This window comes from Streptomyces sp. NPDC058469 (assembly GCF_042721125.1).
Classification (GTDB): Bacteria; Actinomycetota; Actinomycetes; order Streptomycetales; family Streptomycetaceae; genus Streptomyces.
On record NZ_JBHXME010000001.1, the window covers coordinates 103,449 to 127,816 of the forward strand.

Sequence of the window (24,368 nt, forward strand, 5' to 3'; positions counted from 1 at the left end):
TTCCGGAAGAGATCTACAGTCAAAACTGTTCAGTTGCGACTGGACAGTCTGCTCTGATGGTTTTACGGTGGGGCTCATGGATCACCAGCCCACCGAGACACCCGCGGGCATCTCCGACTCGGCGGCCCGCTCCGCGCGCGATCTGCGCGTGGTGTTCAGCCGGCTGCGGCGGAGAATCCGCGAGGTCGCGACGGACGAGGACCTGACGCCCTCGCAGGAGTCGGCGCTCACGCTCGTCGGCAAGCACGGCGCGGCCACGGCCAGCGCGCTGGCGTCCGCCGAGGGGGTCAGGCCGCAGTCGATGGCCGCCACCCTCGCCGCCCTCGACCAGCACGGGCTCATCCGGCGCAGCCCCGACCCCGAGGACGGCCGTAGGCAGCTCGTCACCCTCACCGAAACCGGCCGCGAGCGCATCGAGGACAACCGGCAGGTCCGTGAGGAGTGGCTCGCGCGCGCCTTCGAGGACCGGTACACCGAGACGGAACGGCGGACGATTCTCGACGCGCTGACGTTGATGGAACGGCTGTCGGAGCAGTGATACCCAAGCTCAACCAGGCACTACGGACCTCGCGTCCCGCACCGACCGGCTTCAATCGGCGGCTGATCGCGCCGATGGTCCTCGGCTCCGTGCTGAACCCGATCAACTCCTCGATGATCGCCGTGGCCCTCGTGCCGATCGGCATCGCCTTCGGGGCCCCGCCCTCGCGGACGGTCTGGCTGGTCTCGGCGCTCTATCTCGCCACGGCCGTGGGCCAGCCGGTCATCGGGCGACTCGTCGACATGTACGGGCCCCGCCGTCTCTACCTCATCGGTACGGCCCTGGTCGGCGTCGCCGGAGTCATGGGCGCCCTCGCGCCGTCGCTGGGCGTCCTGATCGCCGCCCGGGTCCTGCTCGGGTTCGGCACCTCGGCCGCGTATCCGGCCGCGATGCAGCTGACCCGCAGCGAGGCCGAACGCACCGGCCAGGACAGCCCGGCCGGCGTCCTCACCGCGCTGGCCGTCGCCGGTCAGACGGTGTCGGTGATCGGGCCGACGCTCGGCGGCTTCCTGATCGGCGTCGGCGGCTGGCGCGCCATCTTCACCGTCAACGTGCCCCTCTCCCTGGCCTGTCTGGTCCTCGGCGCGCTACGGCTGCCGAGAATGAGCAAGGACACGGCCGGCACCCGACGCGATGTCGACCCGCCCGGCATGCTCCTGTTCGCCGTCATGCTGGTCTCGCTGATGATGTTCCTGACCGCCCCCAAGCTCTCCGAGTGGTACCTCCCGGTCCTCAGCGCCGCCGCGGCCGTCGCCTTCGCGAAACGCGAACTCCGCGTCCCTGAACCCTTCGTCGACCTGCGCGTCCTCGGCGGCAACCTCCCCCTGGTGACCACGTACATACGCCAGTTCCTCGGCTACACCACCTCGTACGCCTTCCTCTACGGCTACACGCAGTGGCTGGAGGAGGGGCGCGGCCTGCACGCCTCCACCGCCGGGCTCATCCTGCTGCCCCTGTCGGCCACCGCCCTCGGTGTCTCCACCCTCACCGGGCGCCGTGAGGCGGTCCGCGCCAAGCTGCTCGTCGGCGGTGCCATCCAGGTCGTGGGCTGTGCCGGGTTGTTCCTGGTCGGGTCCGACAGTCCGGTCTGGCTGCTGCTCGCCGTCGGCGCCGTGCTGGGCGTACCGCAGGGCCTGCTCGGTCTGGCCGGGCAGAACGCCCTGTACCGGCAGGCCGAGCCCGCGCGCATCGCGTCCGCCGCCGGACTGCTGCGCACCTTCATGTACCTCGGCGCACTGGCCGCGTCGGCGGCCACCGCGGCCTTCTTCCCGCACCGCGCCGACACCCCCGGACTGCACGACCTGGCCCTGTTCATGGCCGTCGGGTCGGCGCTGCTCCTGGCGATCACCCTGCCGGACCGATCCCTGCGCACCCTCACCCCCCGAACCGTCTGACACTCCAGGAATCCCCAACACCCCTGAAAGGCCTGCCCCATGGCACTCACCACCCTCGACCCCCGCACCGCCCTCGTCGTGATCGACCTCCAGGGCGGCATCGTCGGCGCCCCGACCCAGCCGTACAGCGGGCCCGAGGTCGTCGCCCGTACCGTCGAACTCGCCGACGCCTTCCGGGCCGCCGACCTTCCCGTGGTGCTGGTCCGGGTCAGCTTCGCCGCCGACGGCGCGGACGCGGTGCCCGGCCGCACCGCGCAGCAGCGCGCCGGTGGCGCGACCCGCGCCGAGGGCTGGGACGTCATCGTCGACGACCTGGCCGGGCACCCCGGAGACATCCACATCGTCAAGCGGAACTGGGGTGCCTTCCACGGCACCGACCTCTACGTACAGCTGCGCCGCCGCGGCATCACGCAGATCGTGCTGACCGGCATCGCCACCAGCATCGGTGTCGAGTCAACCGCCCGGGCCGCCCACGAGCACGGCTACCACGTGACCCTGGCCACGGACGCGATGAGTGACCTGGACGCCATCTCGCACGCCCACAGCATCGAGCGGATCTTTCCGCGTCTGGGCGAAACGGGCACGTCCGCCGAAATCCTGGAACTTCTGACCAAGACCCACCACGTGAGGTGACGTCGGTCCATGGCGGGTTAACCGTTGCCCAACACCAGCCCAATGGGCGGCATCGATACAGACCGGGTTAGCATCACCCCATCCGCGCCGTTCCGCAACGGGAAACGGGCAGCGATAACAAGGGGGCTAGTAGCCGGATGTCGGTCAAGGTCAGTGTCGTCGTCCCTGTGTACAATCCAGGGCCTTATATCGAGGATTGCATCTCCTCTCTCCTCAGGCAGTCCCTGCCTAACGACGAGTACGAGGCGATCTTCGTCGACGACGGCTCGACGGACGGCACGCCCGCGCGGCTCGACGAGATCGCCGCCGAGCACCCCCACATGCACGTGATCCACCAGGAGGCCTCGGGCTGGTCGGGCAAGCCCCGGAACGTCGGCATCGCCGCGTCCAAGGGCGAGTTCGTCATGTTCGTCGACAACGACGACTACCTCGGTGACGAGGCCCTGGAGCGGATGTACGAGTACGGCGTGGCCAACGGCGCCGATGTCATCGTCGGCAAGATGGCCGGCAAGGGCCGCGCCGTACCCGTGGAGCTGTTCCGCAAGAACTATCCGCACGCGTCGGTCGCGACCGCGCCGCTGATGGACAGCCTCACCCCGCACAAGATGCTCCGCCGCGCGTTCCTCGACCGCATCAACCTGCGGTTCCCCGAGGGGCGTCGACGCCTGGAGGACCACGTCTTCGTGACGGAGGCCTACCTCGCCGCGGACAACGTCGCCGTGCTCAGCGACTATGTCTGCTACTACCACATCAAGCGTGAGGACGCCTCGAACGCCGGCTTCCAGCGCTTCGACCCCGTCGGGTACTTCAAGAACCTGCGCGAGGCCCTCGACGTCGTCGAGAAGTACACCGAGCCGGGTCCGGCCCGCGACAAGATCTTCCGTCGCTGGCTGCGCGTGGAGATGATGGAGCGCCTCGGCGGCGGCCGACTGCTCAAGGCCCCCGACGAGTACCGCCGCGAACTCCTCAAGGAGATCCGCGGTGTCATGACCGAGCGCTTCGGCCCCGGCGTCGCGGCCGGTCTCGGCCCGCGGCTGCGGGTCGTCGCCGCCCTCGCCGCCGCCGACCGCTACGACGACCTCGTCGAGCTCGCCCAGTGGGAGGCCTCCCTCAAGCCGACGGCGGTCCCCGGCGAGATCGAGTGGCGGGACGGCAAGCTGCTGGTCCACTACCAGGCCGAGTTCGTCATCGACGGCAAGCCGGCGATCTTCGAGGCCAAGGGCGCCCCCGCTCCCAAGCACCCGGAGCCGAAGACCCTCGCCGAGGCGACGGCCATGCTGACGGCCGACGCCACCGCCACCTTGAAGAAGGCGACGGCCGACCTCGTCGTCCGCGAACGCACCAGCGCCGCCTCGCACTTCCAGCCCGTGCAGATCTCGCACGAGACGGTCGCCGACGGCAACGGCGTCCGCCTGGTGCTGCACGTCACGGCCACCGTCGACCCCGCCACCGCGGCCGGCGGCGCCCCGCTGGGCGGCGGCCTCTGGGACACCTACGTCCGCGTCGTGATCGGTTCCTGGAACAAGGAGTGCCGCCTCGGCCCGGTCCCGCAGCACGGCGAGAACGCCGGGCACGCCGGTGTCGTCGCAGGCCAGGTGCTGCTCCCGTACTACACGGAGCCGCACGGCAACTTCTCCCTGGACGTCGACCGCGCGAGCAAGCGCCTCGGCCTCGCCGACCTCAAGCCCGGCGACTTCACGGTCACCGGCGCCCGCGTCGGCGTACTGCTCCCCTTCTACGTCCCGGCCGCCACGGACGTCCTGCTGCGTCTGACCCACAAGTCGTCCGGTACGACCCTGGACGTGCCCGGTGTGGTCTCCCCCGAGTCCTCCGGCGCACGGCTGGCCGCCGAGGTGCCTGCGGCCGATCTGAAGGACGCGGCGTGGAACGCCTCGGTGTGTCTCACCCCGGCCGCCACCGGGCAGCGCTTCCTGGCGCTGCCGGTCCGGCTGACCGGTGACACCGGCGGCATCCGGGTGGAGGCGGCGCCGAAGTCCGCCACCAAGCCCGCCGAGCCCAAGCCGGCGCCGAAGCCGGTGGCCGCCAAGCCCAAGCCCGGGCTGGCCCGCCGGGTGGCACGCAAGCTGAAGCGCGCCCTGAACAAGTAGCGGTACCCGAGCAAGTAGCAGTGCCCGAGCAAGCCGGAGGACGGAAGAACGTGCGATCACTGGGGATTGAAGGCGCCTGGGTCCTGGAACCCAAGGTCTTCCCTGACGACCGGGGCAGTTTCCACGAGTGGTACCGCGGTGCGGAGTTCCGCGAGGCCACCGGGTACGACCTGGCTCTGTCCCAGGCCAACTGCTCGGTCTCGCGGCGCGGTGTGGTGCGCGGAGTGCACTTCTCCGACGTACCGCCGAGCCAGGCCAAGTATGTGAAGTGCGTGCGCGGCGCCGTCCTCGACGTGATCGTGGACATCCGCGTCGGCTCTCCCACGTTCGGACAGTGGGAGGCCGTCCGGCTGGACGACGACACCAAGCACGCCGTGTTCCTCGCGGAGGGGCTGGGGCACGCGTTCATGGCCCTGACTGACGACGCGACGGTGGTGTACCTGTGCTCGACGGGTTACTCGCCCGGCCGTGAGCACGGGATCAACCCGCTCGACCCCGCGCTCGGCATCGCCTGGCCGGAGGGCATCGAGCCGGTGCTGTCGGAGAAGGACGCGGAGGCTCCGACATTGGCAGAGGCGGAGCAGTCAGGACTTCTTCCGTCCTACGCGGACTGCTCCGCCTACTACGAGCGACTGCGGAGTGGGCAGCTCAGCGACTGACGCTGAGCTGCTCCACCGAGCGGCGCAGGGGCTCCCAGCCGCGGGACCGCTTGGTCCCGCGGTTGCGGGCCGTGGCGAGGGGGCCCCAGAAACCGGCGCCGAGCAGCGCCTCGGGCTTCACCGCGGTGGTGCGCTCCAGGATCGCCTCGGGCACCTTCTGCGGGTCCGGGACCTCGAACTCGGCGACGATCTCGTCGTACTTGTCCTTGAGGACGGTGCTCTCGGGGTCCGCGCCGAAGACCACGAGCTGCCCCGTGGGCTGGGTGTCGACCAGGACCGTCAGCAGGTCGGGACGGTAGCGGTTGAGGATCTCGACGAGCTTGTAGACGTCACCGGTCCAGGCGTCGGTGTGCCGGTCCCGGGCCGCCTCGTCGATGCTGCGGGGCAGCATGTCGTCGAAGACGATGACGCTGGCCCAGTCCGAGTGCTTCTCCACGTTGATGAAGTCGCGCAGCGCGTACTCGAACAGGTGCATGCCGTCGATGAACGACAGGTCCAGCGTGGTGGTCCGCCACCAGCCCAACGGGCTGCGGTTGCGCGCCAGTTGACGCAGCGGGTGACGACCGCCCCGCAGGTGCACCAGCGGGTTGTCCCGGGCGAAGAAGTCGTCGCTCGTCGCCTTGGCCAGGTGGACGTCACAGCGGATCTCCGTGACCACCTTGAACGCGGGATCGATCGCGACGCTGGGCACCCGGGAGAGCGTCAGGCTGCGGCCGTCGTTGACGCCGATCTCCAGGTAGTTGCGGTTCGCGGTTGACTTGTGGAGCCCCCGCAGGAACTCATGGCGTTTCACGAAGAAATCTCCTTGCGGATGTGAGGAAGTGCTTCGTGCAGGGCGGACCGCCAGTCCCTCGGCGGTTCCAGACCGACCTCCCGCCACCGCTCGTGCCCGAGGGCGCTGTAGGCGGGGCGGGGCGCGGGACGGACGAAGGCCGCGCTCGTGGTGGGGCGGACGCGCTCCGGGTCGGCGTCGATGAGCCGGAACACCTCCTGTGCGAGACCGTGCCAGCTGGTCTCGCCGGAGCTGGTCGCGTGGAACACCCCGTGCGCGCCTTCGACTTGGCCGATGCGGGCGCCGAGATCGGCGATCCTTACGGCGACGTCGGCGGTCCAGGTCGGTTGACCGCGCTGGTCGTCGACGACGTCGAGAGTGTCGCGACGTGCCTCCAGCTCGATCATCGTGCGGACGAAGTTACCCCCACAGGCTCCGTACAGCCAAGCCGTGCGCACAATGGCGCTCGCACCGGGCAGTTCCTCCAACACGGCCTGCTCGCCCGCGAGTTTGGTACGGCCGTACGCGGTGCGAGGGACGGTGGGGTGATTCTCCGGGTACGGCGTGCTGCGGGCCTCGCCGTCGAAGACGTAGTCGGTGGAGACGTGCACCAGCCGCGCGCCCGAGGCGGCGCAGGCGCGGGCCAGGAGCCGGGGCCCCTCGCCGTTGATGCGAAAGGCCCGCTCCTCGTCGGTCTCGGCGTCGTCGACGGCGGTGTACGCCGCGCAGTTCACGACCACGTCGGGGTGGTGCTCGGCGAACGCCCGGTCCACCGACGCGGGGTCGGTGATGTCCAGGGCGCCGCGGGCGAGACCGACGAACTGCTCACCGCGGCCGGCGAGCTCCTCCAGCACATCGTGGCCGAGCATCCCGCCGGCACCGGTGACCAGCCACTTCATCAGGCGCGCTCCACCCTTGCCTTGAGGGGCTCCCACCAGGCGCGGTTGTCGCGGTACCAGGCGACGGTGTCGGCCAGGCCGCTCGCGAAGTCATGCTGGGGCTGGTAGCCGAGCTCGTCGTGGATCTTGGACCAGTCGACGGAGTAGCGCAGGTCGTGGCCCTTGCGGTCCTCGACGCGCTCGACCCGGTCCCAGTCCGCGCCGCAGGCTTCCAGCAGCAGGCCGGTGAGCTCCTTGTTGCTGAGCTCGGTGCCGCCGCCGATGTTGTAGACCTCGCCGGCCCGGCCCTTGGTGCGCACGAGCTCGATGCCCTGGCAGTGGTCCTCGACGTGCAGCCAGTCGCGGACGTTGAGGCCCTCGCCGTAGAGCGGGACCTTCTTGCCGTCGAGGAGGTTGCTGACGAACAGCGGGATGACCTTCTCGGGGAACTGGTGCGGCCCGTAGTTGTTGGAGCAGCGGGTGACGCGCACGTCCAGGCCGTGGGTGCGGTGGTAGGCCAGGGCGAGCAGGTCGGAGGAGGCCTTCGACGCGGAGTACGGCGAGTTGGGCGCCAGCGGGTGGGTCTCGGGCCAGGAGCCGGTCTCGATGGAGCCGTAGACCTCGTCGGTGGAGATGTGCACGAACGGGGTGCGGTAGCGCAGGGCGGCGTCCAGCAGGACCTGGGTGCCCACCACGTTGGTGCGGACGAAGTCGGCGGCACCGTTGATCGAGCGGTCCACGTGGGACTCGGCGGCGAAGTGGACGACCTGGTCCGCCTCGGCCATCAGCTTGTCGACCAGTTCGGCGTCGCAGATGTCGCCCTGGACGAACTCCAGGCGCGGGTGGCCTATTTCCAGGTTGTCGAGCGTGCCGGCGTACGTGAGCTTGTCCAGCACCGTGATGCGGGGCGCGTCAGCCGCGTCCGAGGCGAGGAGCGTGCGGACGTACGTGGAACCGATGAAGCCGGCGGCGCCGGTGACGAGGAGATTCATGAACGGATCTGCACCTTGCTGTGGTCTCCGAGAACGAGGCGGTGGGCGCTGGGTACCCCCGGAGCGGGGGTCACTTCGACGTGCTTGCCGATGAGCGAGGACTCGATCCGGCCCACCCCGAGAATGGACGAGTCCTGCAGCACTATGGAGAACTCCAGCTCACTGTCGGTGATCCGGCAGTTCTCCGCGACCGAGGTGAACGGTCCGATGTAGGAGTTGCTGACGACGGTTCCGGCGCCGATGACGACGGGTCCGACGATGCGCGACTTCTCGATGCGCGCGCCTTCCTCGATCACCACGCGGCCGATGGTCTCGGAGACGTCGTCGACCTCGCCGTCGATACGGCGGTCCATACTCTCCAGGACGGTCCGGTTGACCTCGAGCATGTCGACGACGTTGCCCGTGTCCTTCCAGTAGCCGTGGATGACCGAGGAGCGCACGTCGGCGCCGTCGTCGATCAGCTGCTGGATGGCGTGGGTGATCTCCAGCTCGCCGCGCCAGGACGGCTTGATGGCGCGCACGGCGTCGTGGATGGCGGGCGTGAACAGGTAGACACCGACCAGAGCGAGGTCGCTCTTGGGGTGCTCCGGCTTCTCCTCCAGGCCGATGACCTGGCCGGATTCGCTGAGTTCGGCGACGCCGAAGGAGCGGGGGTCGGGCACGTGGGTGAGGAGGATCTGGGCGTCGGGCTTGTTGGTCTGGAAGCCTTCGACGAGGCCGGTGATGCCGCCGACGATGAAGTTGTCACCGAGGTACATCACGAAGTCGTCGTCGCCGAGGTACTCGCGCGCGATCAGGACGGCGTGGGCCAGTCCGAGGGGGCGGTCCTGCGGGATGTAGGTGATCTGCAGGCCGAACTTCGACCCGTCTCCCACCGCCTCCTCGATCTCCGCCGCGGTGTCACCGACGATGATGCCGACCTCGGTGATTCCCGCGTCGGCGAGTGATTCGAGCCCGTAGAAAAGGACGGCCTTGTTGGCCACCGGGACGAGCTGTTTTGCCGATGTGTGTGTGATCGGCCTCAGGCGGGATCCAGTGCCGCCGGAGAGAACGAGAGCCTTCATCGCTTCACCTTAGCGTCATCTTTGGACGTGCATCGTTCCTCCCTATGTTCGTTTATTACGACCAGCCAACGATGAGTGGGCCGGGAGGTGTCTATCCGGCGGCCGGACCGGACAAATCACCCGCCGCTCGTGCCACGTCCGCCTCGACCTCGGCCCGGTTGAGGCCCTCGTCCCTCGCGTACTCGTCCGCCGCGGCCTGCATGTCACGGGCCAGGTCGCGCCAGGCCCGCCAGGCGGTCTCGTAGATGTCGGTCTCGGTCTCGGTCCATGACTCGTGGGCGGGGGCTCCCAGGGAGTCCCGCATCTCCTGGACCCGGGCGCGTGCCGCCTGGGCCGCGCGGTGCTTCTCGACCAGTTCTTCGAAGGTGTGTGCCACAAGCACGCACCCCATCACGGCGAGCCCGCGCGACCGTCCCGACCTGCCGCTACGTGCCCGTACAGGCACCCGTGCGGCGGTCCCTGCGGCCGTTCACTGGTCGAGTGCGACCTCGGCCCACACCTGTTTGCCGCCGCTCACCGGCACCGTGCCCCACGCCGCCGACATGGCCTCGACGAGGAGGATGCCGCGGCCGCCGGTGGCCTCCCAGCCGATACTGGTCGGTTTGACCGGGGTGCGCGGCGAGGAGTCGGCGACGGCGACGCGGAACCGCCGGTTGACGAGGGTGAGGTCGAGGCGGACCGGCCCGTCGGTGTGCACCAGGGCGTTGGTGACCAGCTCGGACACGACCAGGAGGATGGTGTCGGTCTCCTCGGTGACACCCCAGGTGCGCAGGGTGCGCTTGGTGAAGCGGCGGGCGTGCCGGGCGGCTTCGGGGACGCGCCACACCGTCCAGTTCTCGCGCCGTGGGCGGGTGGCCAGGCCGTCGTAGCGCATGAGGAGGAGGGCTACGTCGTCCTCGCGGCGGGCGTTGCCGAGCAGGGCGTCGGCGACGAGGCCGAGGTGGGCGGGGTCGGAGACGGCGAGGCCGTGGGCGAGCCGGTCGAGGCCCTCGTCGATGTCGGCCTCCTTGGACTCCACGAGGCCGTCGGTGGTGAGGGCGACGACGGTGCCGGGCTGGAGCCGCAGCGGGCTCATGGGGAAGTCGGCCTGGGTCACCACGCCGAGCGGCGGTCCGCCGTCCGCGTAGGGGATCTCGGTGCTGCCGTCCGGGTGGCGCAGGACGGGCGGCAGATGACCGGCGCGCACGTACCAGGCGGAGCCCTCCTCCAGGTTGACGTCGACGTAGCAGCAGGTGGCGAAGAGGTCGGTCTCCAGGTCGATGAGGAGGCGGTTGGCGTGCGAGACGACGACGTCCGGGGGGTGCCCCTCGACGGCGTAGGCGCGCAGCGCGGTGCGCATCTGGCCCATGAGGGTGGCGGCGCCCGCGTTGTGGCCCTGGACGTCGCCGATGACGAGGGCGACGTGGTTGTCGGGCAGCGGGATCACGTCGTACCAGTCGCCGCCGACCTCCAGCCCGGCCGTGGTCGGCAGATAGCGGGCGACGGCGACCGCGCCGGGCAGGGTGGGCAGGCGGCGCGGCAGCAGCTGGCGCTGGAGCATGCCGACGAGTTCGTGCTCGGCGTCGAAGGCGTGGGCGCGCATCAGGGCCTGGCCGGCGAGGCCTGCGGAGGCGGTGAGCAGGGCGCGTTCGTCGGGGCCGAAGACGTGCGGGTCGTCCCAGCCGATCAGGCAGGCCCCGGACACGCGTCCGCCGGCGGACAACGGCAGTACGGCGAGGCCACCGGGCCCGACCTCGGCGAGGGCCGGCTCCAGTGCCGTCCCCGCGGGCCAGATCGCGGCGCGGCCCTCGCGCAGGGCGGCGGCGAGGGTGGGCATCGTGCGCACGGGCGCGTCGGGCCATTCGCTGCGCCACTCCAGGCGCCACAGCTCGGGCCAGGCCTCCGGTTCGGGCGGGTCGAGGACGGTGACGACGAGCCGGTCGCCCTCCAGTTCGGCGAGGGCGATCCGGCCGGCGCGCAGCGGTTTGCGCAGCGCGGCGACCACGGCCTGGCTGACGTCACGGACCGTGCCGGCCATGGCGAGCGCGGCGGCGAGGCGCTGGACGCGGGCCACGTCGTTGACGCCGGAGCGCAGCTGGGAGGCGTCGCCGACGGTGCCGACGAGGCGGGCGGGGCGGCCGTCGCCGCCGGGCAGGAGCCGGCCGCGCAGCCGCAGCCACTTCGGCGTTCCCGAGGGCTGCAGCACCCGGAACTCCAGCTCACGGTCGCCGATGGCCATGTGGTCGGCCTCGACGACGGACATCAGCGAGGGCAGGTCCTCCGGCACGGTCAGCCCCAGCAGGGTCTCGACCTTGCCGTCGAAGTCGTCCGGGCCGAGCCCGAACAGCTCCAGGACGTCGCCGCCGACCTCGACCCGCCCGGTGTCCATGGCCAGGTCGAACGCGCCCGCGGCCACGTCCTCGCCCGCCGCGGTCTCGGCCGGTACCGGGATCGCGACCGCCTCGGCGATCAGCGCGAGGCACTCGCGGTCCTCGGCGCCGAAGCCGTCCGGGCGTTCGCTCACCGCGAGCAGACAGCCGCCGCCCCGGTCACCGCCCACGGGCAGCGCCGCCAGATGGAACTCCCCCGACGGCAGCCGTCGCGCGTCGCCGCCCGCGGCCAGTTCCTCGGGGCCGAGCCACACCGCGTGCCCGGCCCGCCGCACCTCGGCGACCGGTGATCCGCCGGACGTCGGATAGCCGTCCCGCAGCCCGTACAGCGTCCGCGGCACCCCGACCGACTCGACCAGGCACAGCAGGTCGGCATCGTCACCGGGTGTGTACACCCCGGCGAAGCTCGCGCCCGCGAAGACGAGGGCCTGTTCGAGGACGCGGCGCAGCCGTTCGCGGGGGTCGAGATCGACGGTGAGCGTTTTGAGGGCAAGTTCGGCACGCAGCGTTCGCGTTCCGCGTCCCTCAGCGCCCTCACTGACCACGTCCGCAATTACAGCGCTTATGCAGCGACTGCGCAGCCCCTGTGACCGTTCCGTGGACATGAAGGACCGGATGGCCCTCTTCCGGCTCGAAAGCTGCCGAACAAGTCTTTACCCGTGCGTACCGCACAGGGATCTCGTGACAGGCGTGACTGTCCGCGTCCGTCGTCCGGCTGGGAGATTCGAGCCGGGCCATAGAGGGGGACGACCATGGACAAGCGGTACGAGGTGTACGCGCTCGCCGACAAACACTTCTACGAGACGCCGGACCGCCTGTCCGCACCCGGCACGGACGCCGCCGCGCCCCTGTTCGAGACGGCGCGCCGCGAGGTCCCGGAGAGCTGGAGCTCGGCCCGCATCGGCGACTGGCTGACGCTCACCCCGCTCGACGAGGACGGCGGCCCGCTCCCCGGCCCGGCCCAGGGCTGGAAGATCCACGCCTCGGCCACCCGGGCGAACGCGGACCGCATCGCCGCCCTCGTGTGGGACTACTGCGTACCGCGCCGCATCCCCTTCAAGCTGGTACCGGGACCGCACTTACTGCACCTGCGCAACACCAAGTACGCGGGCCGCGACACCAGCGGCAAGTTCGTCACGGTCTACCCGTCCGACGAGGAACAACTCCACGAGATCCTAGGCGAGTTGGGCAAACTCCTGGAGGGCTTCGAGGGCCCGTACATCCTCACCGATCTCCGCTGGTACGACGGTCCGCTCTACGTCCGTTACGGCGCTTTCGCGCGCAGCTTCGTCGTCGACGAGCGGGGCTCGCTGGTGCCGGCGGTGCGGGACGGCTCGGGGCAGTTGGTGCCGGACCAGCGGGCGCCGTCCTTCCAGGTCCCGGAGTGGGTGACCCTGCCGTCGTTCCTGGAGCCGCAGCTCGCGGCACGCAACACCACGACGGTGGGCGAACTGCCGTACCGCATCGAGAAGGCGCTGCATTTCTCGAACGGCGGCGGGGTGTACGCGGGCACCGACACCCGGGACGGGCGCAAGGTCGTCCTCAAGGAGGGGCGGCCGCACGCGGGGCTCGCCTCGGACGGTGCCGACGCGATCGTCCGGCTGGAGCGCGAGAGGCTGGCGCTGGAGCGGGTCGCCGGGACCGGGGTGGTGCCCGAGGTGCGGGACTGGTTCCTGCTGGGTGAACACCGGTTCCTGGTCATGGACTTCGTCGAGGGACGCCCCCTCAACTCCTTCTTCGCGGAACGGCATCCGCTGCTCACCCCGGACCCCGACCCGGACGCGGTGGCCGCGTACACGGCATGGGCGCTGAAGATCCACGGCGCGGTCGAGCGGGCGATGGAGGCGGTGCACGCGCGCGGGATCGTCTTCAACGACCTGCACATCTTCAACGTCATCGTCGCGCCCGACGAGGAGTCCGTGTTCCTCGTCGACTTCGAGGCGGCGGCCCCGGCCGAGGAGAACGGCCGTCAAGTCGTCGCCCACCCGGGCTTCTTCGCGCCGCCGGACCGCAGGGGCGTCGATGTCGACCGGTACGCGCTGGCCTGTCTGCGGCTCGCCCTGTTCCTGCCGGTGACCACGCTGTTCGTGGTCGACCGCGGCAAGGCGGCCCACCTGGCCGAGGTGATCGCGGGCCAATTCCCGGACGTACCAAGGGAGTTCCTGGACAAGGCGGTCGCGGAGATCACCCGGGGCACGAGCACGATCGCTCCGGACTTCGTACGGCCCGGCGACTGGCCCCACAGCCGTGACTCGATGGTCAAGGCGATCCTCGCCTCGGCGAACCCGGAGCGCGACGACCGGCTCTTCCCCGGCGATGTCGCCCAGTTCTCCGACGGCGGCGGACTCGGCCTGGCGCACGGCGCGGCCGGTGTGCTGTACGCGCTCGACGCGACCGGGTCCGGCCGCTACGAGGAGGGCGAGCGCTGGCTCCTCGACCGCACCGCCCCGCCCCCGGTCGGCACCCCGCTCGGTCTCTACGACGGTCTCGCGGGCGTCGCCCACGTCCTCGACCGGCTCGGCCACCGCCAACGCGCCCTCGACCTGATCTCGGGCATCCTCGCGGAACGCTGGCAGAACCTCTCCTCCGACCTGCACGGCGGACTGGCCGGTCTCGGTCTGGTCCTCGGTCAACTGGCCGCCGACACCGGCGAGTCGGAGCTGCGCGAGCGGGCGGCGGAAGCCGCGGACATCCTCGTACGACGGCTCGCGGAGCCGCGCCCCGCGACGCCCCGGCGGCGGGCCGGACTGCTGCGGGGCGCGAGCGGGCCCGCGCTGTTCCTGCTGCGGCAGTACGGGTGGACCGGTGACCGGCGGTTGCTGGACGCGGCGGCCGGGGCGCTGCGCCGGGACCTGGAGTGCTGTGTCGTGCAGCGCGGCGGCGGCCTCGAAGTCGACGAGGGGTGGCGGACGCTGCCGTACCTCGGCGACGGCAGCGTGGGCCTGGGCATGGTCCTGGACGACCTCCTGGACCAAGTCACGGACGAGGACGGGGAGTTCGAGCGCGCCCGCGCCGGCATCCTCACCGCCGCGACCTCCCGCTTCTACGCGCAGCCCGGGCTCTTCCAGGGCCGCGCGGGGATGATCCTGCACCTCGCCCGTACGACCGCGCCGGGCGCCGACACCCGCAGGCTGACCGAACAGGTCGCCGGTCTCGGCTGGTTCGCGATGTCGTACGAAGGTCAACTCGCCTTCCCCGGACACCAGATGATGCGGCTGTCCATGGATCTGGGCACCGGAACGGCCGGGTGCCTGCTCGCGCTCGGCGCGGCCTTCGGCGATGCCGGGTCCGCGCCCGGGCTGCCCTTCCTGCCGCCACTCAGGCGGCCCACTCAACGCGGCTCCGCGATCTGACGGAGTCGTGACACCACCCCGTCCCCACAACGAAAGGACATCCCATGGCACTTCTCGACCTGCAGACGATGGAATCCGACGAGCACAACGACGGCGGCGGCGCGAGCACCGTCAGCCTGCTCTCCTGCATCAGCGCGGCGAGCGTTCTGCTCTGTCTCTGACGACACGGTGAACCCACGGCTCCGGGTGGCCCCCTCCCACGAGGGCAGGGCCGCCCGGGGTCCACGTCACGTCACCCCGAGGGGCCGCCGTATGACGACGTACACCGAGGGCGCCCCGGTCACCGGCTCGCTGCTCCGGTCGGCCGTCCGCGCCGCCGGGGTGCGCTGCGCGGCGCTGGGCGCGGTCAGTACGGCGTCCACGGCCGCCGCGCTGCTGCTGCCCGCCGTGCTGGGCCGGACCCTGGACCACCTGCTGGCGCATGCCCCGGCGGCGCGCTGGGTGTGGGGCTGCGCGGGGCTCGTGGTGCTGACCGGGCTGTTGGACGCGTGCGGGACGGTGCTCGGCGGCACGGTCACGGCCGGTTCGACGGCCTGGCTGCGCCGACGCGTCACCGGGCATGTGGTGGCCCTCGGACCGCGCGCCAACACCCGTTTCGGCGCAGGGGAGTTGGTGGCCCGACTGGTGGGGAACGCCGCGCAGGCCGGAACGGCGCCGGGTGCGGTGGCCGCGCTGCTCGCGGCACTGGCGGGGCCGGTCGGAGGCGTCATCGCGCTGGCGTTGATCGACCCGTGGCTGGCGGCCGTCTTCCTGGCAGGGGCGCCGGTCCTCACCTTCCTCCTCCGTACCTTCGCCCGAGACACCTCGGAGTGCGTGACGCGCTACCAGCAGGTTCAGGGGCGGATCGCGGCGACGCTCGCGGAGGCGATGAGCGGCTTCCGAACGATCCAGGCGGCGGGGACGGCGGACCGGGAGACGGCACGGATCCTGGGACCGCTGCCCGAACTCTCCCGCGCGGGTCACCGCATGTGGCGGGTGCAGGGACGGGCGGCCGCACAGGCGGTCACCGTGGCGCCCCTCCTCCAACTCGCCGTCGTCGCCGTGGCGGGCTACCTGCTGACCAGGCACCGCCTGACCGTGGGCGAGGTGCTGGCCGCGTCCCGGTACGCGGTCCTGGCGACCGGCGTCGGAGTGCTCGTCGGCCAACTGGCGGGCCTGCTCCGGGCGAAGGCGGCAACCCGGCGCCTCGACGAGATCCTGGCCGAACCGGCACCCGTCCACGGAGACCGCCGACTGCCGCCGGGCACCGGGCGCCTGGAGCTGCGCGCGGTGACCGCCCGGCACGGCGAACGCACCGTGCTCGACGGCATCGACCTGGTGATCCCCGGCGGCACGACCCTCGCCGTCGTCGGCCGCTCCGGCGCCGGCAAGTCACTCCTCGCGGCGATCGCGGGCCGCCTGACCGACCCGGACGCGGGCGAGGTCCTCCTCGACGGGGTCCCCCTCCGCGACCTGCGCCACGACGAGCTGCGCGGCGCGATCGGCTACGCCTTCGACCGCCCGGCACTGCTCGGCACGACGATCGAGGACACGATCGCGTTCGGCCTGCGGTCGCCGTCCCCCGCCCGAGTCCGAGAAGCGGCACTCATGGCCCACGCGGATTCCTTCGTCCGCCGCCTCCCCCACGGCTACGCCACCCCGGTCGCCGACGCCCCCCACTCCGGCGGCGAGTCCCAACGCCTCGGTCTGGCAAGGGCGTTCGCGCACGAGGGCCGCGTCCTGATCCTCGACGACGCCCTCTCCAGCCTCGACACGATCACAGAACACCGCATCACGAACTCCCTCACGGGCCCCGCCTCCACCGGCACCCGCCTCCTCATCGCCCACCGCGCCGCTACGGCGGCCCGCGCGGACCTGGTGGCGTGGTTGGACGGGGGGCGGGTGCGCGCAGTGGGGACGCATGCGGCGTTGTGGGGGATGGCGGGATATCGCGGGGTGTTCGGGGATGCGGAGCACTTGGCGAGAGCGGGGAGGGATGAGATCGGCGTGGAGGTGGTGCGTGGCGCGGAGGGATCGAGGGGTGCGGGGAGGGTCTTGCGCGGAGGGGCTCGGCGCACGGAGGGCGGGGCGGGCTGATGTCGGACGAGCGGAGCGTGCGGAAGGCGGGCGCGGAGGACCCGACGCGCCGAGGGCCCGGGGAGCGTGCGCGACGCGGCGCGGCCGAGACCGGACCTCGCTGCGGGGCCGAGGACGACGGTCGTGGTCGTAGAAGCGGCCTCCGCCTCCTGCACGGGCGCCGGCGGAACCCTGTGTCACCCGGCACCGGGTCGGCAGATCCCCGGCGACGCACCCGGACCCCGGACGCCAGCAGCGTCCCTCGCGGCAGCCTCCGTTTCCTGCGCGCCCGACCGCGAGAACCGGCGCCGCTCGACGCCCGCCCTCACGACGCCACCGGCATCCCCCGCCGAGGCCTCCGCTTCCTCCGCGCCCGCCGGCCCGTGCTGGTCCGCCTCGCCGCCTGGTCCGTGCTGGAAGCCGGGCAGACCTTCCTCGTCGGGTACGGACTCGCTCGGGCGTTGGACGCCGGGTTCCTCGCCGGGCGGGGTGGCGTCGGGCTCGGGTGGCTCGGAGTGGCGGGGGTCGGGGTGGTCGTCGGGGCCTTCGGGACCGGGCGGGTCTATCGCGGTGTCGCCGATCTGGTCGAGCCGCTCAGGGACCGGCTCGTGGAGCGGGTCGTCGCGCGCGGGGTGCGGGAGGCGGACGGCGGGGCGTTGTCCGGGCTGACCCAGCAGGTGGAGCTGGCCCGGGACACCTTCGCCGGAATGGTGATGGTGTCCCGGTCGTTCCTGTTCACCGCAGTGGGTGCGCTGGCAGGGCTCTTCTCACTCGACCCGCTGCTGCTTCTCGTCGTGGCGCCACCGCTCGTCGCCGGGGTGTCCCTGTTCGCGGCGACCCTGCGTCCGCTGGCCCGGCGGCAGGAGGCCTTCCTCCTCGCCGACGAGGCCCTCGCCGACCGGCTGGGCACCGTCTGCCCCGGTCTGCGGGACATCACGGCGGCCGGTGCCGAAGAACAGGTCGCCGCTGACACCGGTCACCTCGTCGACGCCGAACTGCGTGCCGCCCGCTCACTGGCCCGCTGGGGCGTCCTGCGCGTGGCGGCCCTGGCGATCGGCGGCCAACTGCCGATCCTGCTGCTCCTCGCCACCGCCCCCTGGCTCCTCGGGCACGGCGTCACCCCCGGCGCTCTGGTCGGTGCCCTCGCCTACGTCACCCAGTCCCTGCTCCCCGCCCTCCAGAACCTGGTCCACGGCCTGGGCACCAGCGGCTCCCGCCTCGCGGTGGTCCTACGCCGCCTGGCACCTCCGTCGGCTTCCCGACCTCCGACCACGGTCCCCCACCTCACCCCACCCCCACCGATCAACCCCCCAGCCCTCTCCCTCACCTCCGTCACCTTCGCCTACGGCACCGCCGGCGAACCCGTCCTCCGTGACCTCACCCTCGCCCTCCCCCAAGGCGCCCACCTGGCCGTCGTAGGCCCGAGCGGTATCGGGAAATCCACGCTCACCGCCCTCGCAGCCGGACTGCTGAAGCCCGGACACGGCACGATCCGGGTGTACGGGCGGCCGGTGTCCGAAACGGTGGCCCAGCGGGTGCTGATCCCGCAGGAGGCGTACGTCTTCAGTGGGACGCTCGGCGAGAACCTCGGGCATCTGCGGCCGGGCTCTGTGCCCGAAACGGAGTTGCTGGAGGCAGCCGAGGCCGTCGGGCTCGGGCCGCTGCTCGATGCCCTCGGTGGGCCCGGCGCGTCGGTCGACCCTGCGGCGCTCTCCGCAGGCGAACGGCAGTTGATCGCGCTGACCCGGGCCTATCTGTCGTACGCGCCGCTCGCCCTTCTCGACGAGGCGACCTGCCATCTGGACCCGGAGGCGGAGGAGCGCGCGGAGCGTGCCTTCGCCGGGCGGGGGCGGCCGGGCGGGGCGTTGGTCGTCGTGGCGCATCGGATCAGTTCGGCGCGGCGGGCCGGGCGGGTGCTGGTCATGGACGGGCGGGAGACCGCGCTCGGCACGCACGACGATTTGCTCCGTCGCTCCCCGCTCTATCGGGAGCTGGTGGGCAGCTGGTCGTCAGAGCCAGCCCTCGCCCTGCGAGATACGGATCGCGTCGACGCGGTTGCGGGCCCCGGTCTTGCGGGTGATGGCCGCCATGTAGTTGCGCACGGTCCCGTGGGACAGGTGCAGGCTCCCGGCGATCTCCGCGACGGAGGCGCCCTCGGCGGCCAGGGTTAACACGTTCAGCTCTCTGCGGGTCAGCGGCATCTCCGCGGCCTTGAGGAATCCGAAGCCCAGCGAGTCGTCAACGAAACGTTTCCCTTCGGCGACGCGCCGGATGGCGTGCACCAGTCGGTTCGGTGGGCTCGCCTTGTCGACATAGCCGAGCGCGCCCTCCTCCAGCGCGCGTTTCAGCAGGCCGGAGCGGTGCGCGGTGGCCAGGACGAGGAGGCCCGGCGGGGTGGGGCCGGTGCCGCGCGGGCCGAGTTCGGCGAGTGGCGGCATGCCGTACGTGTCGGAGCAGTCGAGGTCCGCCGCGCAGACGTCCGGCCGTACGGACCGGACGCGACCGGGTGCGGTGCGCCACGGCGTGTCGTAGACCCCGAGGTCGGGTTCTCGGCTGAGCCACTCCGCGAGAACCGATCGCACCAGACACGCGTCCTGCACCAGAAGTAGCCGGATCACTGCCGTCCCTTCAGCTCGCCGTTCGCCGGTTTCACGGTGGTTTCGCGCGTACCCCATTGTTCGTCTCCGCGACCGCGCGCGGTCGCGGAGAACCGGCCAACAGGGTGCGCGGGGGCGCACGCGAGGCGCCCGTACGCCGCCGCGCGCTTCGATTCGGGAGGTATACAACAGGGGCCTCGGGGTACGCCCGACCGCCTCTCCACCGGGGGACGATCTCGCTCGCCGTGCGCGTCGGGCCCCCAGGGTGGAGCCTGATCCCTGAGACCGCGCGGCCGTACGAGGAGGTGGTCGGCGTGTCGGACGGGCAGGTTCCGGCGGTCGCCGGGGCGCCGGTCGGGCGGCCGTTGCTGTCTCTTGCCCTGGCCGCGATGATGGACGGTGTCCACGCGCACTCGGGTGCGGTGTATCTGCTGACGCCCGACGAGCCGGTGCTGGAGATGGCGGTCATGGCCGGGCTGCCCCGCGCCTTCGCGGCGCCCTGGGAGCGGGTCGGGCTGAGCGCGCCGATCCCGGTCGCCGAGGCGGTGCGCGAGCGGCGGCTGATCTGGGTCGGCGGCGAGGAGGACATGGCCCGCCGCTATCCGCGCATCGCGGTGGTGCTGCCGTACCCCTTCGCTCTGGCCGCGGTGCCGGTGGCCACGGCGTCCACGGTCTACGGCTCGGTCTTCGTGACCTGGCCCGGTTCGCATCCCCCGGTCCTCTCCGACCGGGACCGCGACCAGCTGACCTCCGCCTGCGACCGGCTCGCGGTACGGCTGGAGCGCGCGAGCGAGGAGCGGCGCCCGGTGCGCGCCGAGCCCGATCTGCTCGCCACCGGGCCCGCGACGAGCGGGGCCGGGACGCTGGGCACGGTCGAGGCGGCGCGGATGGTGGCCCGGTTGCCCTACGGGTTGTGTTCGCTGGATCTGCACGGGCGGGTCGGCTTCGCGAACGCGGCGGCCGGGGAGCTGCTCGGCATGTCGGTGAGCAGTCTGCTCGGCACCCAGTTGTGGGCGGCGGTGTCCTGGCTCAACGACCCGGTGTACGAGGACCGTTACCGGGCCGCGCTGCTGAGTCAGCAGGTCACGTCGTTCGTGGCGCTGCGGCCGCCGGGCGAGTGGCTGTCGTTCCGGCTGTATCCGACCACGACCGGGCTGAGCGTACGGATCAGCCGGGCGCGGGCGGTGACGGAGCTGAGCCGGGCGGCACCGGAGCCGGGTGAAGGGCCGTCGCGCCTTGTGACCATCTCGCAGGTGCTGAGCCTGGCCGGGGCGCTCACCGAGGCGGTCGGGGTGGAGGACGTGGTGCAGCTGATCGCGGACGAGGTCGCCCCGGCCGTCGGCAGCCAGGCGCTGGTCGTCCTCGGTTCACAGGGCGGGCGGCTGCATGTGCTGGGGCACCGCGGCTATCCGGACCCGCATGTCGTGGAGCGCTTCGACGGGATGGCGCTGACCGAATCGACGCCGGGGACGGCCGCGCTGAGCAGCGGTGTGCCCGCGTTCTTCGACTCCCGGCAGGAGCTGGAACGGCTGTATCCGAGCCGGTACGCCACACCCGACGGGTTCGAGGCCTGGGCGTATCTGCCGTTGATCGCGTCCGGACGCCCGGTCGGCACCTGTGTGCTGGCCTACGGCGAGCCGCATGTCTTCCCCGCGGACGAGCGGGCCGTGCTGACGAGCCTGGGCGGGCTGATCGCGCAGGCCCTGGAGCGTGCGCTGCTCTACGACGCGAAGCACCAGCTGGCGCACGGGCTGCAGGCGGCGCTGCTGCCGCACTCGCTGCCGCCGCTGCCGGGAATCGAGGCCGCCGCCCGCTATCTGCCGGCCACCCAGGGCATGGAGATCGGCGGCGACTTCTACGACCTGGTGACCTCAGAGGGACTGGCGGCCGTGATCGGTGACGTGCAGGGGCACAACGTGACCGCGGCCGGGCTGATGGGGCAGATCCGGACCGCCGTCCGCGCGTACACGACAGTCGGTCAGGCTCCGGAGGAGGTCATGCGCAGCACCAACCGGCTGCTGATCGACCTCGGTTCGGAACTCTTCGCGAGCTGTCTGTATCTACGGCTCGATCCCGCGCGCGGTACGGCCGTGATGGCGCGGGCCGGGCATCCGCCGCCGTTGCTGCGCCGTCCGGACGGGCGGGTGCGGGTGCTGGACCTGGCGGGCGGTCCGCTGCTGGGCATCGACGCCGACGCCGTCTATCCGACGACGGAGGTCGATCTCGCGCCCGGTTCCGTCCTCGCCCTCTACACCGACGGGCTCATCGAGTCCCCCGGCGTCGACATCGAGGACGCCCTGGCCGAACTGGGGCAACGCCTCGCCGCGGCCGGGGACCTGCCGTTGGAGGAGATCGCCGACGAACTCGTGCGGCACAGTGCCTCGGCGCGGGAGCGGATCGACGACGTGGCGCTGCTTCTGCTGCGGGCCCGGGAGCCGGGACCGGAATGACGTACACGACGTGAACGCAGGGCGGTCCGGCCCTCCCGCCGGAGGGCCGGACCGATCCACCGCCGACCTGAAACGCTGGAAGGGGTCGGGTCAGTGGCTTGAGGTGAGCGAGGAGCCGTCGCCGGCTCCGGTGCCCGTCCCGTCACCGGTGCCGTCGGTGGCGGACGGGTCCACGGCTCCGGACTGGTCACCGGTGCCATCCGTGGCGGACGGGTCCGCAGCGGTCGCCGACGGGTCCGCAGCGGTGGCGGACGGGTCCGCGGCGGTCGCCGACGGGTCCGCCGTGGCGGTGTCGCCGCCCGCGCCGGCACCCGCGCCGGCGTCGCCGAGGGTGGCCCCGGTCGCCGTGAGCGCGGCGGTGACCGGCTGGAAGAAGGTCTCGCCGCCGGCGGTGCAGTCGCCGCTGCCGCCCGAGGTGAGGCCGACCGCGCCGCCGTCCTGGGTGAAGAGCGAGCCGCCGCTGTCACCCGCCTCGGCGCAGACGTCCGTCTGGATGAGGCCGTTGACGGTGTCGACACCGTTGGGGTCGGTCTCGCTCTGGAAGTTGACGGTCGCGTCGAGTCCGGTGACCGTGCCGTCGTGCAGACCGGTGGTGCTGCCCATCCGGAAGACCTGCGTGCCGACCGTGGCGTCCTCGGCCTGGGTGATCTGGACGGTCTGGCCGTTGCCGACGTTGACGTCGCTCGTGGTCTGCGTGGCCGGGTCGTCGTACTTCACCAGGGAGAAGTCGTTGACGGGGAAGGTGGCCTGGTCGACGGTGGCGATCGGCTGGCCGTCCTGCGAGTCGGACCACTGCTTCGCCGCGACGCCGCAGTGTCCGGCCGTCAGGAAGGCGGGGGTGCCATCGCTCGCGGTGACGTTGAAGCCGAGGGAGCAGCGCACGCCGCCCTGGTCGGTCTGGGCGAAGATGGCGTCGCCGCCCGAGACCAGCGTCTTGAAGGAGCCGCCGGTCTTCTTGACGGTGGCCATGCCGGTGCCGAGGCTCTTGACGGTCGAGAGCACGGTGTCCCAGTCGGAGCCGGTGACGGTGCTGTCGGCGAGGACCTGGATCTTGTTGGTCTTCGGGTCGACCGACCAGGCCGTACCGGGGACGGTCGCCTTGGTCTTCAACGTCTGGGCGGCGGCGGTGAGTTCGGCGGTGCTGTTCTGCACCTCTCGCACCTTGGCGCCGGCCTTCTCCGCCTGCACGACCACGTTGTTGTTGTCGCCCGAGATCACGTTGACGACGAGCTGCTGTGTGGCGCTGTCGTAGTAGGACCCGGCGAAGGCGTCACCCAGCAGTCCGGCGATCTGCGAGGAGAGGTCGGAGGCGCCCGTCGCCTTGAGGGTCTTGGGGGTGGCGGCGCCTGCCGAATTGTCCTGGGACGCGTTGGCGTTCGGGAGCAGGATCGCCGCCGCTCCGAGAGCCGCGACACCGCCAACCGCTATCACTGCCTTGCGCTTCGGAATTCGCTTGTGACTCAAACTTCTCGACCTCCTGGGGACCGGGGTCTGCGCCGCCGTGTGGCGGCTTATGGGGGGGGCGCCTGGATGCCCGTTGATACGCACGTGTCACGCGGGGCGTTCAATTCCGTTTCCCAACTTCCTTTACGAAACCGGGAATCGGCCATGTGCAAGCCCTGACCTGGCAGGGGTACGAGGTGGCTGCGGGCCAGTGCCGACGGCGTGGCTGCCCCTGTCCGTACCGGCGCGCGGCGAGCGGGCGGATGTCTTGATCGAATCGGTGCCGGCCGAACCTGCCCACGCGCGGGCTCGGTTCGCACACTCCCGGCACGCTCCCCGGCGCCACCCGGACCGACACGGAACGCGACCGGTCGACAACGGTCAGTCGAGAACAGTGAGCGGAATCCTCACTTCAGGGAATCTGCACAGCGCATCCCCAACCAAGTCACCGGACTCGACGGATCTGCACATGCACACGCCCCCCGGAGCGCCTTTGGTGGGGAGTGCCCGATTCCGCTCCGGGTCCGCAAGCCCTCCCGCGGAACGATGCCGCGCTGCGTGTGAAGAAGTCGCCGACACCTCGTGCCCACGCCTGCACGGTTCGCGACCCCTGGGACTCAAGTGCCCTGGTGGGACGGGAGTTTGATTGGCTGCGTCCACCCGCAGCGTGCTTTGATCCATCGCACCGCAGGAGCCACCAGGGCTCCGGAAACGGCGCCCGGCGCCTGCGGTCGCGGCCGTCGTCTGTCCCCAGAGGGGGCCGCTCCCCCCTTGTGAATATCCATATGAAGGGAAGTTCCCCCATGAACTCCACCCCCCAGGTTGAGACCGTCGAGATCTCCGACGCCGAGCTCGACAACGTCTCCGGCGGTCTGTCCGTGAACGCGCTCGGCACCGTCACCGGCCTGGTCGACGGCGTTGTCCCGGTCTCCGGCCTGGTCGACTCGGTCATCGGCACGGTCGAGGGCACCACCGGCCTGAACGTGGCCCCGGTCACGAGCCTGGTCGCCGGTCTCTGATCGCACCTTGTTACACCGAGTCCCGGAGCCGTTTCCCGGCTCCG

Annotated in this window: 18 protein-coding genes and 1 pseudogene; 11 read left to right on the forward strand and 8 right to left on the reverse strand. The window is 71.5% G+C overall.

Annotated features, from left to right (window positions below; all coding sequences use genetic code 11):
* Positions 1 to 76: 76 nt before the first annotated feature.
* The 5 genes from ACFWP5_RS00455 to rfbC all read left to right on the forward strand — a co-directional run bounded on the left by ACFWP5_RS00455 (position 77) and on the right by rfbC (position 5,332).
* Positions 77 to 538: a MarR family winged helix-turn-helix transcriptional regulator gene (locus ACFWP5_RS00455; RefSeq protein ID WP_384148342.1), complete on the forward strand. Its 462-nt coding sequence runs from the start codon at positions 77 to 79 to the stop codon at positions 536 to 538.
* Positions 535 to 1,932 (forward strand): MFS transporter, encoded by a 1,398-nt coding sequence (locus tag ACFWP5_RS00460; RefSeq protein WP_384148344.1) that lies wholly within the window; start codon positions 535 to 537, stop codon positions 1,930 to 1,932. The genes ACFWP5_RS00455 and ACFWP5_RS00460 overlap by 4 nt, the downstream gene beginning before the upstream one ends.
* 39 nt (positions 1,933 to 1,971) lie before the next feature.
* Positions 1,972 to 2,565 (forward strand): isochorismatase family protein, encoded by a 594-nt coding sequence (locus ACFWP5_RS00465; RefSeq protein WP_384148345.1) that lies wholly within the window; start codon positions 1,972 to 1,974, stop codon positions 2,563 to 2,565.
* A 137-nt stretch (positions 2,566 to 2,702) separates the two neighbouring features.
* On the forward strand, positions 2,703 to 4,673 hold the full coding sequence (locus ACFWP5_RS00470; RefSeq protein WP_384148347.1) for a glycosyltransferase family 2 protein: 1,971 nt from the start codon (positions 2,703 to 2,705) through the stop codon (positions 4,671 to 4,673).
* A gap of 50 nt (positions 4,674 to 4,723) precedes the next feature.
* Complete coding sequence (gene rfbC, locus ACFWP5_RS00475; RefSeq protein ID WP_384148349.1) at positions 4,724 to 5,332, forward strand: dTDP-4-dehydrorhamnose 3,5-epimerase; 609 nt, start codon at positions 4,724 to 4,726, stop codon at positions 5,330 to 5,332.
* On the opposite strand, the gene ACFWP5_RS00480 is transcribed toward rfbC, so the two are convergent.
* From ACFWP5_RS00480 to ACFWP5_RS00505, 6 genes are all read right to left on the reverse strand, one after another.
* Positions 5,322 to 6,125 (reverse strand): class I SAM-dependent methyltransferase, encoded by an 804-nt coding sequence (locus ACFWP5_RS00480; protein ID WP_384148351.1) that lies wholly within the window; start codon positions 6,123 to 6,125, stop codon positions 5,322 to 5,324. The two genes, rfbC and ACFWP5_RS00480, sit on opposite strands and share 11 nt — an antisense overlap.
* A complete protein-coding gene (gene rfbD, locus ACFWP5_RS00485) occupies positions 6,122 to 7,003 on the reverse strand; it encodes a dTDP-4-dehydrorhamnose reductase (protein ID WP_384148353.1) in 882 nt (293 codons plus the stop codon). Before rfbD ends, ACFWP5_RS00480 begins: the two co-directional genes overlap by 4 nt.
* On the reverse strand, positions 7,003 to 7,974 hold the full coding sequence (rfbB, locus tag ACFWP5_RS00490) for a dTDP-glucose 4,6-dehydratase (protein ID WP_262056813.1): 972 nt from the start codon (positions 7,972 to 7,974) through the stop codon (positions 7,003 to 7,005). Before rfbB ends, rfbD begins: the two co-directional genes overlap by 1 nt.
* Positions 7,971 to 9,038: a glucose-1-phosphate thymidylyltransferase gene (locus ACFWP5_RS00495; protein WP_384148356.1), complete on the reverse strand. Its 1,068-nt coding sequence runs from the start codon at positions 9,036 to 9,038 to the stop codon at positions 7,971 to 7,973. Before ACFWP5_RS00495 ends, rfbB begins: the two co-directional genes overlap by 4 nt.
* A gap of 91 nt (positions 9,039 to 9,129) precedes the next feature.
* Positions 9,130 to 9,414: a hypothetical protein gene (locus ACFWP5_RS00500; RefSeq protein ID WP_384148358.1), complete on the reverse strand. Its 285-nt coding sequence runs from the start codon at positions 9,412 to 9,414 to the stop codon at positions 9,130 to 9,132.
* Positions 9,415 to 9,507: 93 nt separating this feature from the next.
* Entirely contained in the window at positions 9,508 to 11,952 is a 2,445-nt protein-coding gene (locus ACFWP5_RS00505; RefSeq protein WP_384148360.1) for a SpoIIE family protein phosphatase, read from the reverse strand.
* Positions 11,953 to 12,159: 207 nt separating this feature from the next.
* Here ACFWP5_RS00505 and lanKC point away from each other — a divergent pair, with 207 nt between their 5' ends.
* The 4 genes from lanKC to ACFWP5_RS00525 all read left to right on the forward strand — a co-directional run bounded on the left by lanKC (position 12,160) and on the right by ACFWP5_RS00525 (position 18,986).
* Entirely contained in the window at positions 12,160 to 14,760 is a 2,601-nt protein-coding gene (gene lanKC, locus ACFWP5_RS00510) for a class III lanthionine synthetase LanKC (RefSeq protein WP_384148362.1), read from the forward strand.
* Positions 14,761 to 14,804: 44 nt separating this feature from the next.
* The gene (locus tag ACFWP5_RS00515; protein ID WP_363093761.1) at positions 14,805 to 14,921 is read left to right on the forward strand and encodes a SapB/AmfS family lanthipeptide; all 117 of its coding nucleotides are present in this window, start codon (positions 14,805 to 14,807) and stop codon (positions 14,919 to 14,921) included.
* A 91-nt stretch (positions 14,922 to 15,012) separates the two neighbouring features.
* Positions 15,013 to 16,836: an ABC transporter ATP-binding protein gene (locus tag ACFWP5_RS00520; protein WP_384148365.1), complete on the forward strand. Its 1,824-nt coding sequence runs from the start codon at positions 15,013 to 15,015 to the stop codon at positions 16,834 to 16,836.
* 320 nt (positions 16,837 to 17,156) lie between these two features.
* Entirely contained in the window at positions 17,157 to 18,986 is a 1,830-nt protein-coding gene (locus ACFWP5_RS00525; protein ID WP_384148643.1) for an ATP-binding cassette domain-containing protein, read from the forward strand.
* Here ACFWP5_RS00525 and ACFWP5_RS00530 read toward each other — a convergent pair.
* Positions 18,909 to 19,490 (reverse strand): annotated as a pseudogene (locus ACFWP5_RS00530) (LuxR C-terminal-related transcriptional regulator); the annotation flags it as partial. The gene ACFWP5_RS00525 and the pseudogene ACFWP5_RS00530 sit on opposite strands and share 78 nt — an antisense overlap.
* Positions 19,491 to 19,717: 227 nt before the next feature.
* On the opposite strand from ACFWP5_RS00530, the gene ACFWP5_RS00535 reads away from it, so the two are divergent.
* A complete protein-coding gene (locus ACFWP5_RS00535; protein ID WP_384148645.1) occupies positions 19,718 to 21,862 on the forward strand; it encodes a SpoIIE family protein phosphatase in 2,145 nt (714 codons plus the stop codon).
* A gap of 90 nt (positions 21,863 to 21,952) precedes the next feature.
* Here ACFWP5_RS00535 and ACFWP5_RS00540 read toward each other — a convergent pair whose 3' ends face one another.
* On the reverse strand, positions 21,953 to 23,326 hold the full coding sequence (locus tag ACFWP5_RS00540; protein WP_384148367.1) for a S1 family peptidase: 1,374 nt from the start codon (positions 23,324 to 23,326) through the stop codon (positions 21,953 to 21,955).
* A gap of 782 nt (positions 23,327 to 24,108) precedes the next feature.
* Here ACFWP5_RS00540 and ACFWP5_RS00545 point away from each other — a divergent pair.
* Entirely contained in the window at positions 24,109 to 24,324 is a 216-nt protein-coding gene (locus ACFWP5_RS00545; RefSeq protein WP_019068576.1) for a hypothetical protein, read from the forward strand.
* Positions 24,325 to 24,368: the final 44 nt, after the last annotated feature.

What these genes read in the sequence shown, in the direction of transcription:
- ACFWP5_RS00455 (WP_384148342.1), top strand. Translation starts at nt 77, where the DNA reads ATGGATCACCAGCCCACCGAGACACCCGCGGGCATCTCCGACTCGGCG.
- ACFWP5_RS00465 (WP_384148345.1), top strand. Translation starts at nt 1,972, where the DNA reads ATGGCACTCACCACCCTCGACCCCCGCACCGCCCTCGTCGTGATCGAC.
- ACFWP5_RS00470 (WP_384148347.1), top strand. Translation starts at nt 2,703, where the DNA reads ATGTCGGTCAAGGTCAGTGTCGTCGTCCCTGTGTACAATCCAGGGCCT.
- rfbD (WP_384148353.1), bottom strand. Translation starts at nt 7,003, where the DNA reads ATGAAGTGGCTGGTCACCGGTGCCGGCGGGATGCTCGGCCACGATGTG.
- rfbB (WP_262056813.1), bottom strand. Translation starts at nt 7,974, where the DNA reads ATGAATCTCCTCGTCACCGGCGCCGCCGGCTTCATCGGTTCCACGTAC.
- ACFWP5_RS00495 (WP_384148356.1), bottom strand. Translation starts at nt 9,038, where the DNA reads ATGAAGGCTCTCGTTCTCTCCGGCGGCACTGGATCCCGCCTGAGGCCG.
- lanKC (WP_384148362.1), top strand. Translation starts at nt 12,160, where the DNA reads ATGGACAAGCGGTACGAGGTGTACGCGCTCGCCGACAAACACTTCTAC.
- ACFWP5_RS00515 (WP_363093761.1), top strand. Translation starts at nt 14,805, where the DNA reads ATGGCACTTCTCGACCTGCAGACGATGGAATCCGACGAGCACAACGAC.
- ACFWP5_RS00520 (WP_384148365.1), top strand. Translation starts at nt 15,013, where the DNA reads ATGACGACGTACACCGAGGGCGCCCCGGTCACCGGCTCGCTGCTCCGG.
- ACFWP5_RS00545 (WP_019068576.1), top strand. Translation starts at nt 24,109, where the DNA reads ATGAACTCCACCCCCCAGGTTGAGACCGTCGAGATCTCCGACGCCGAG.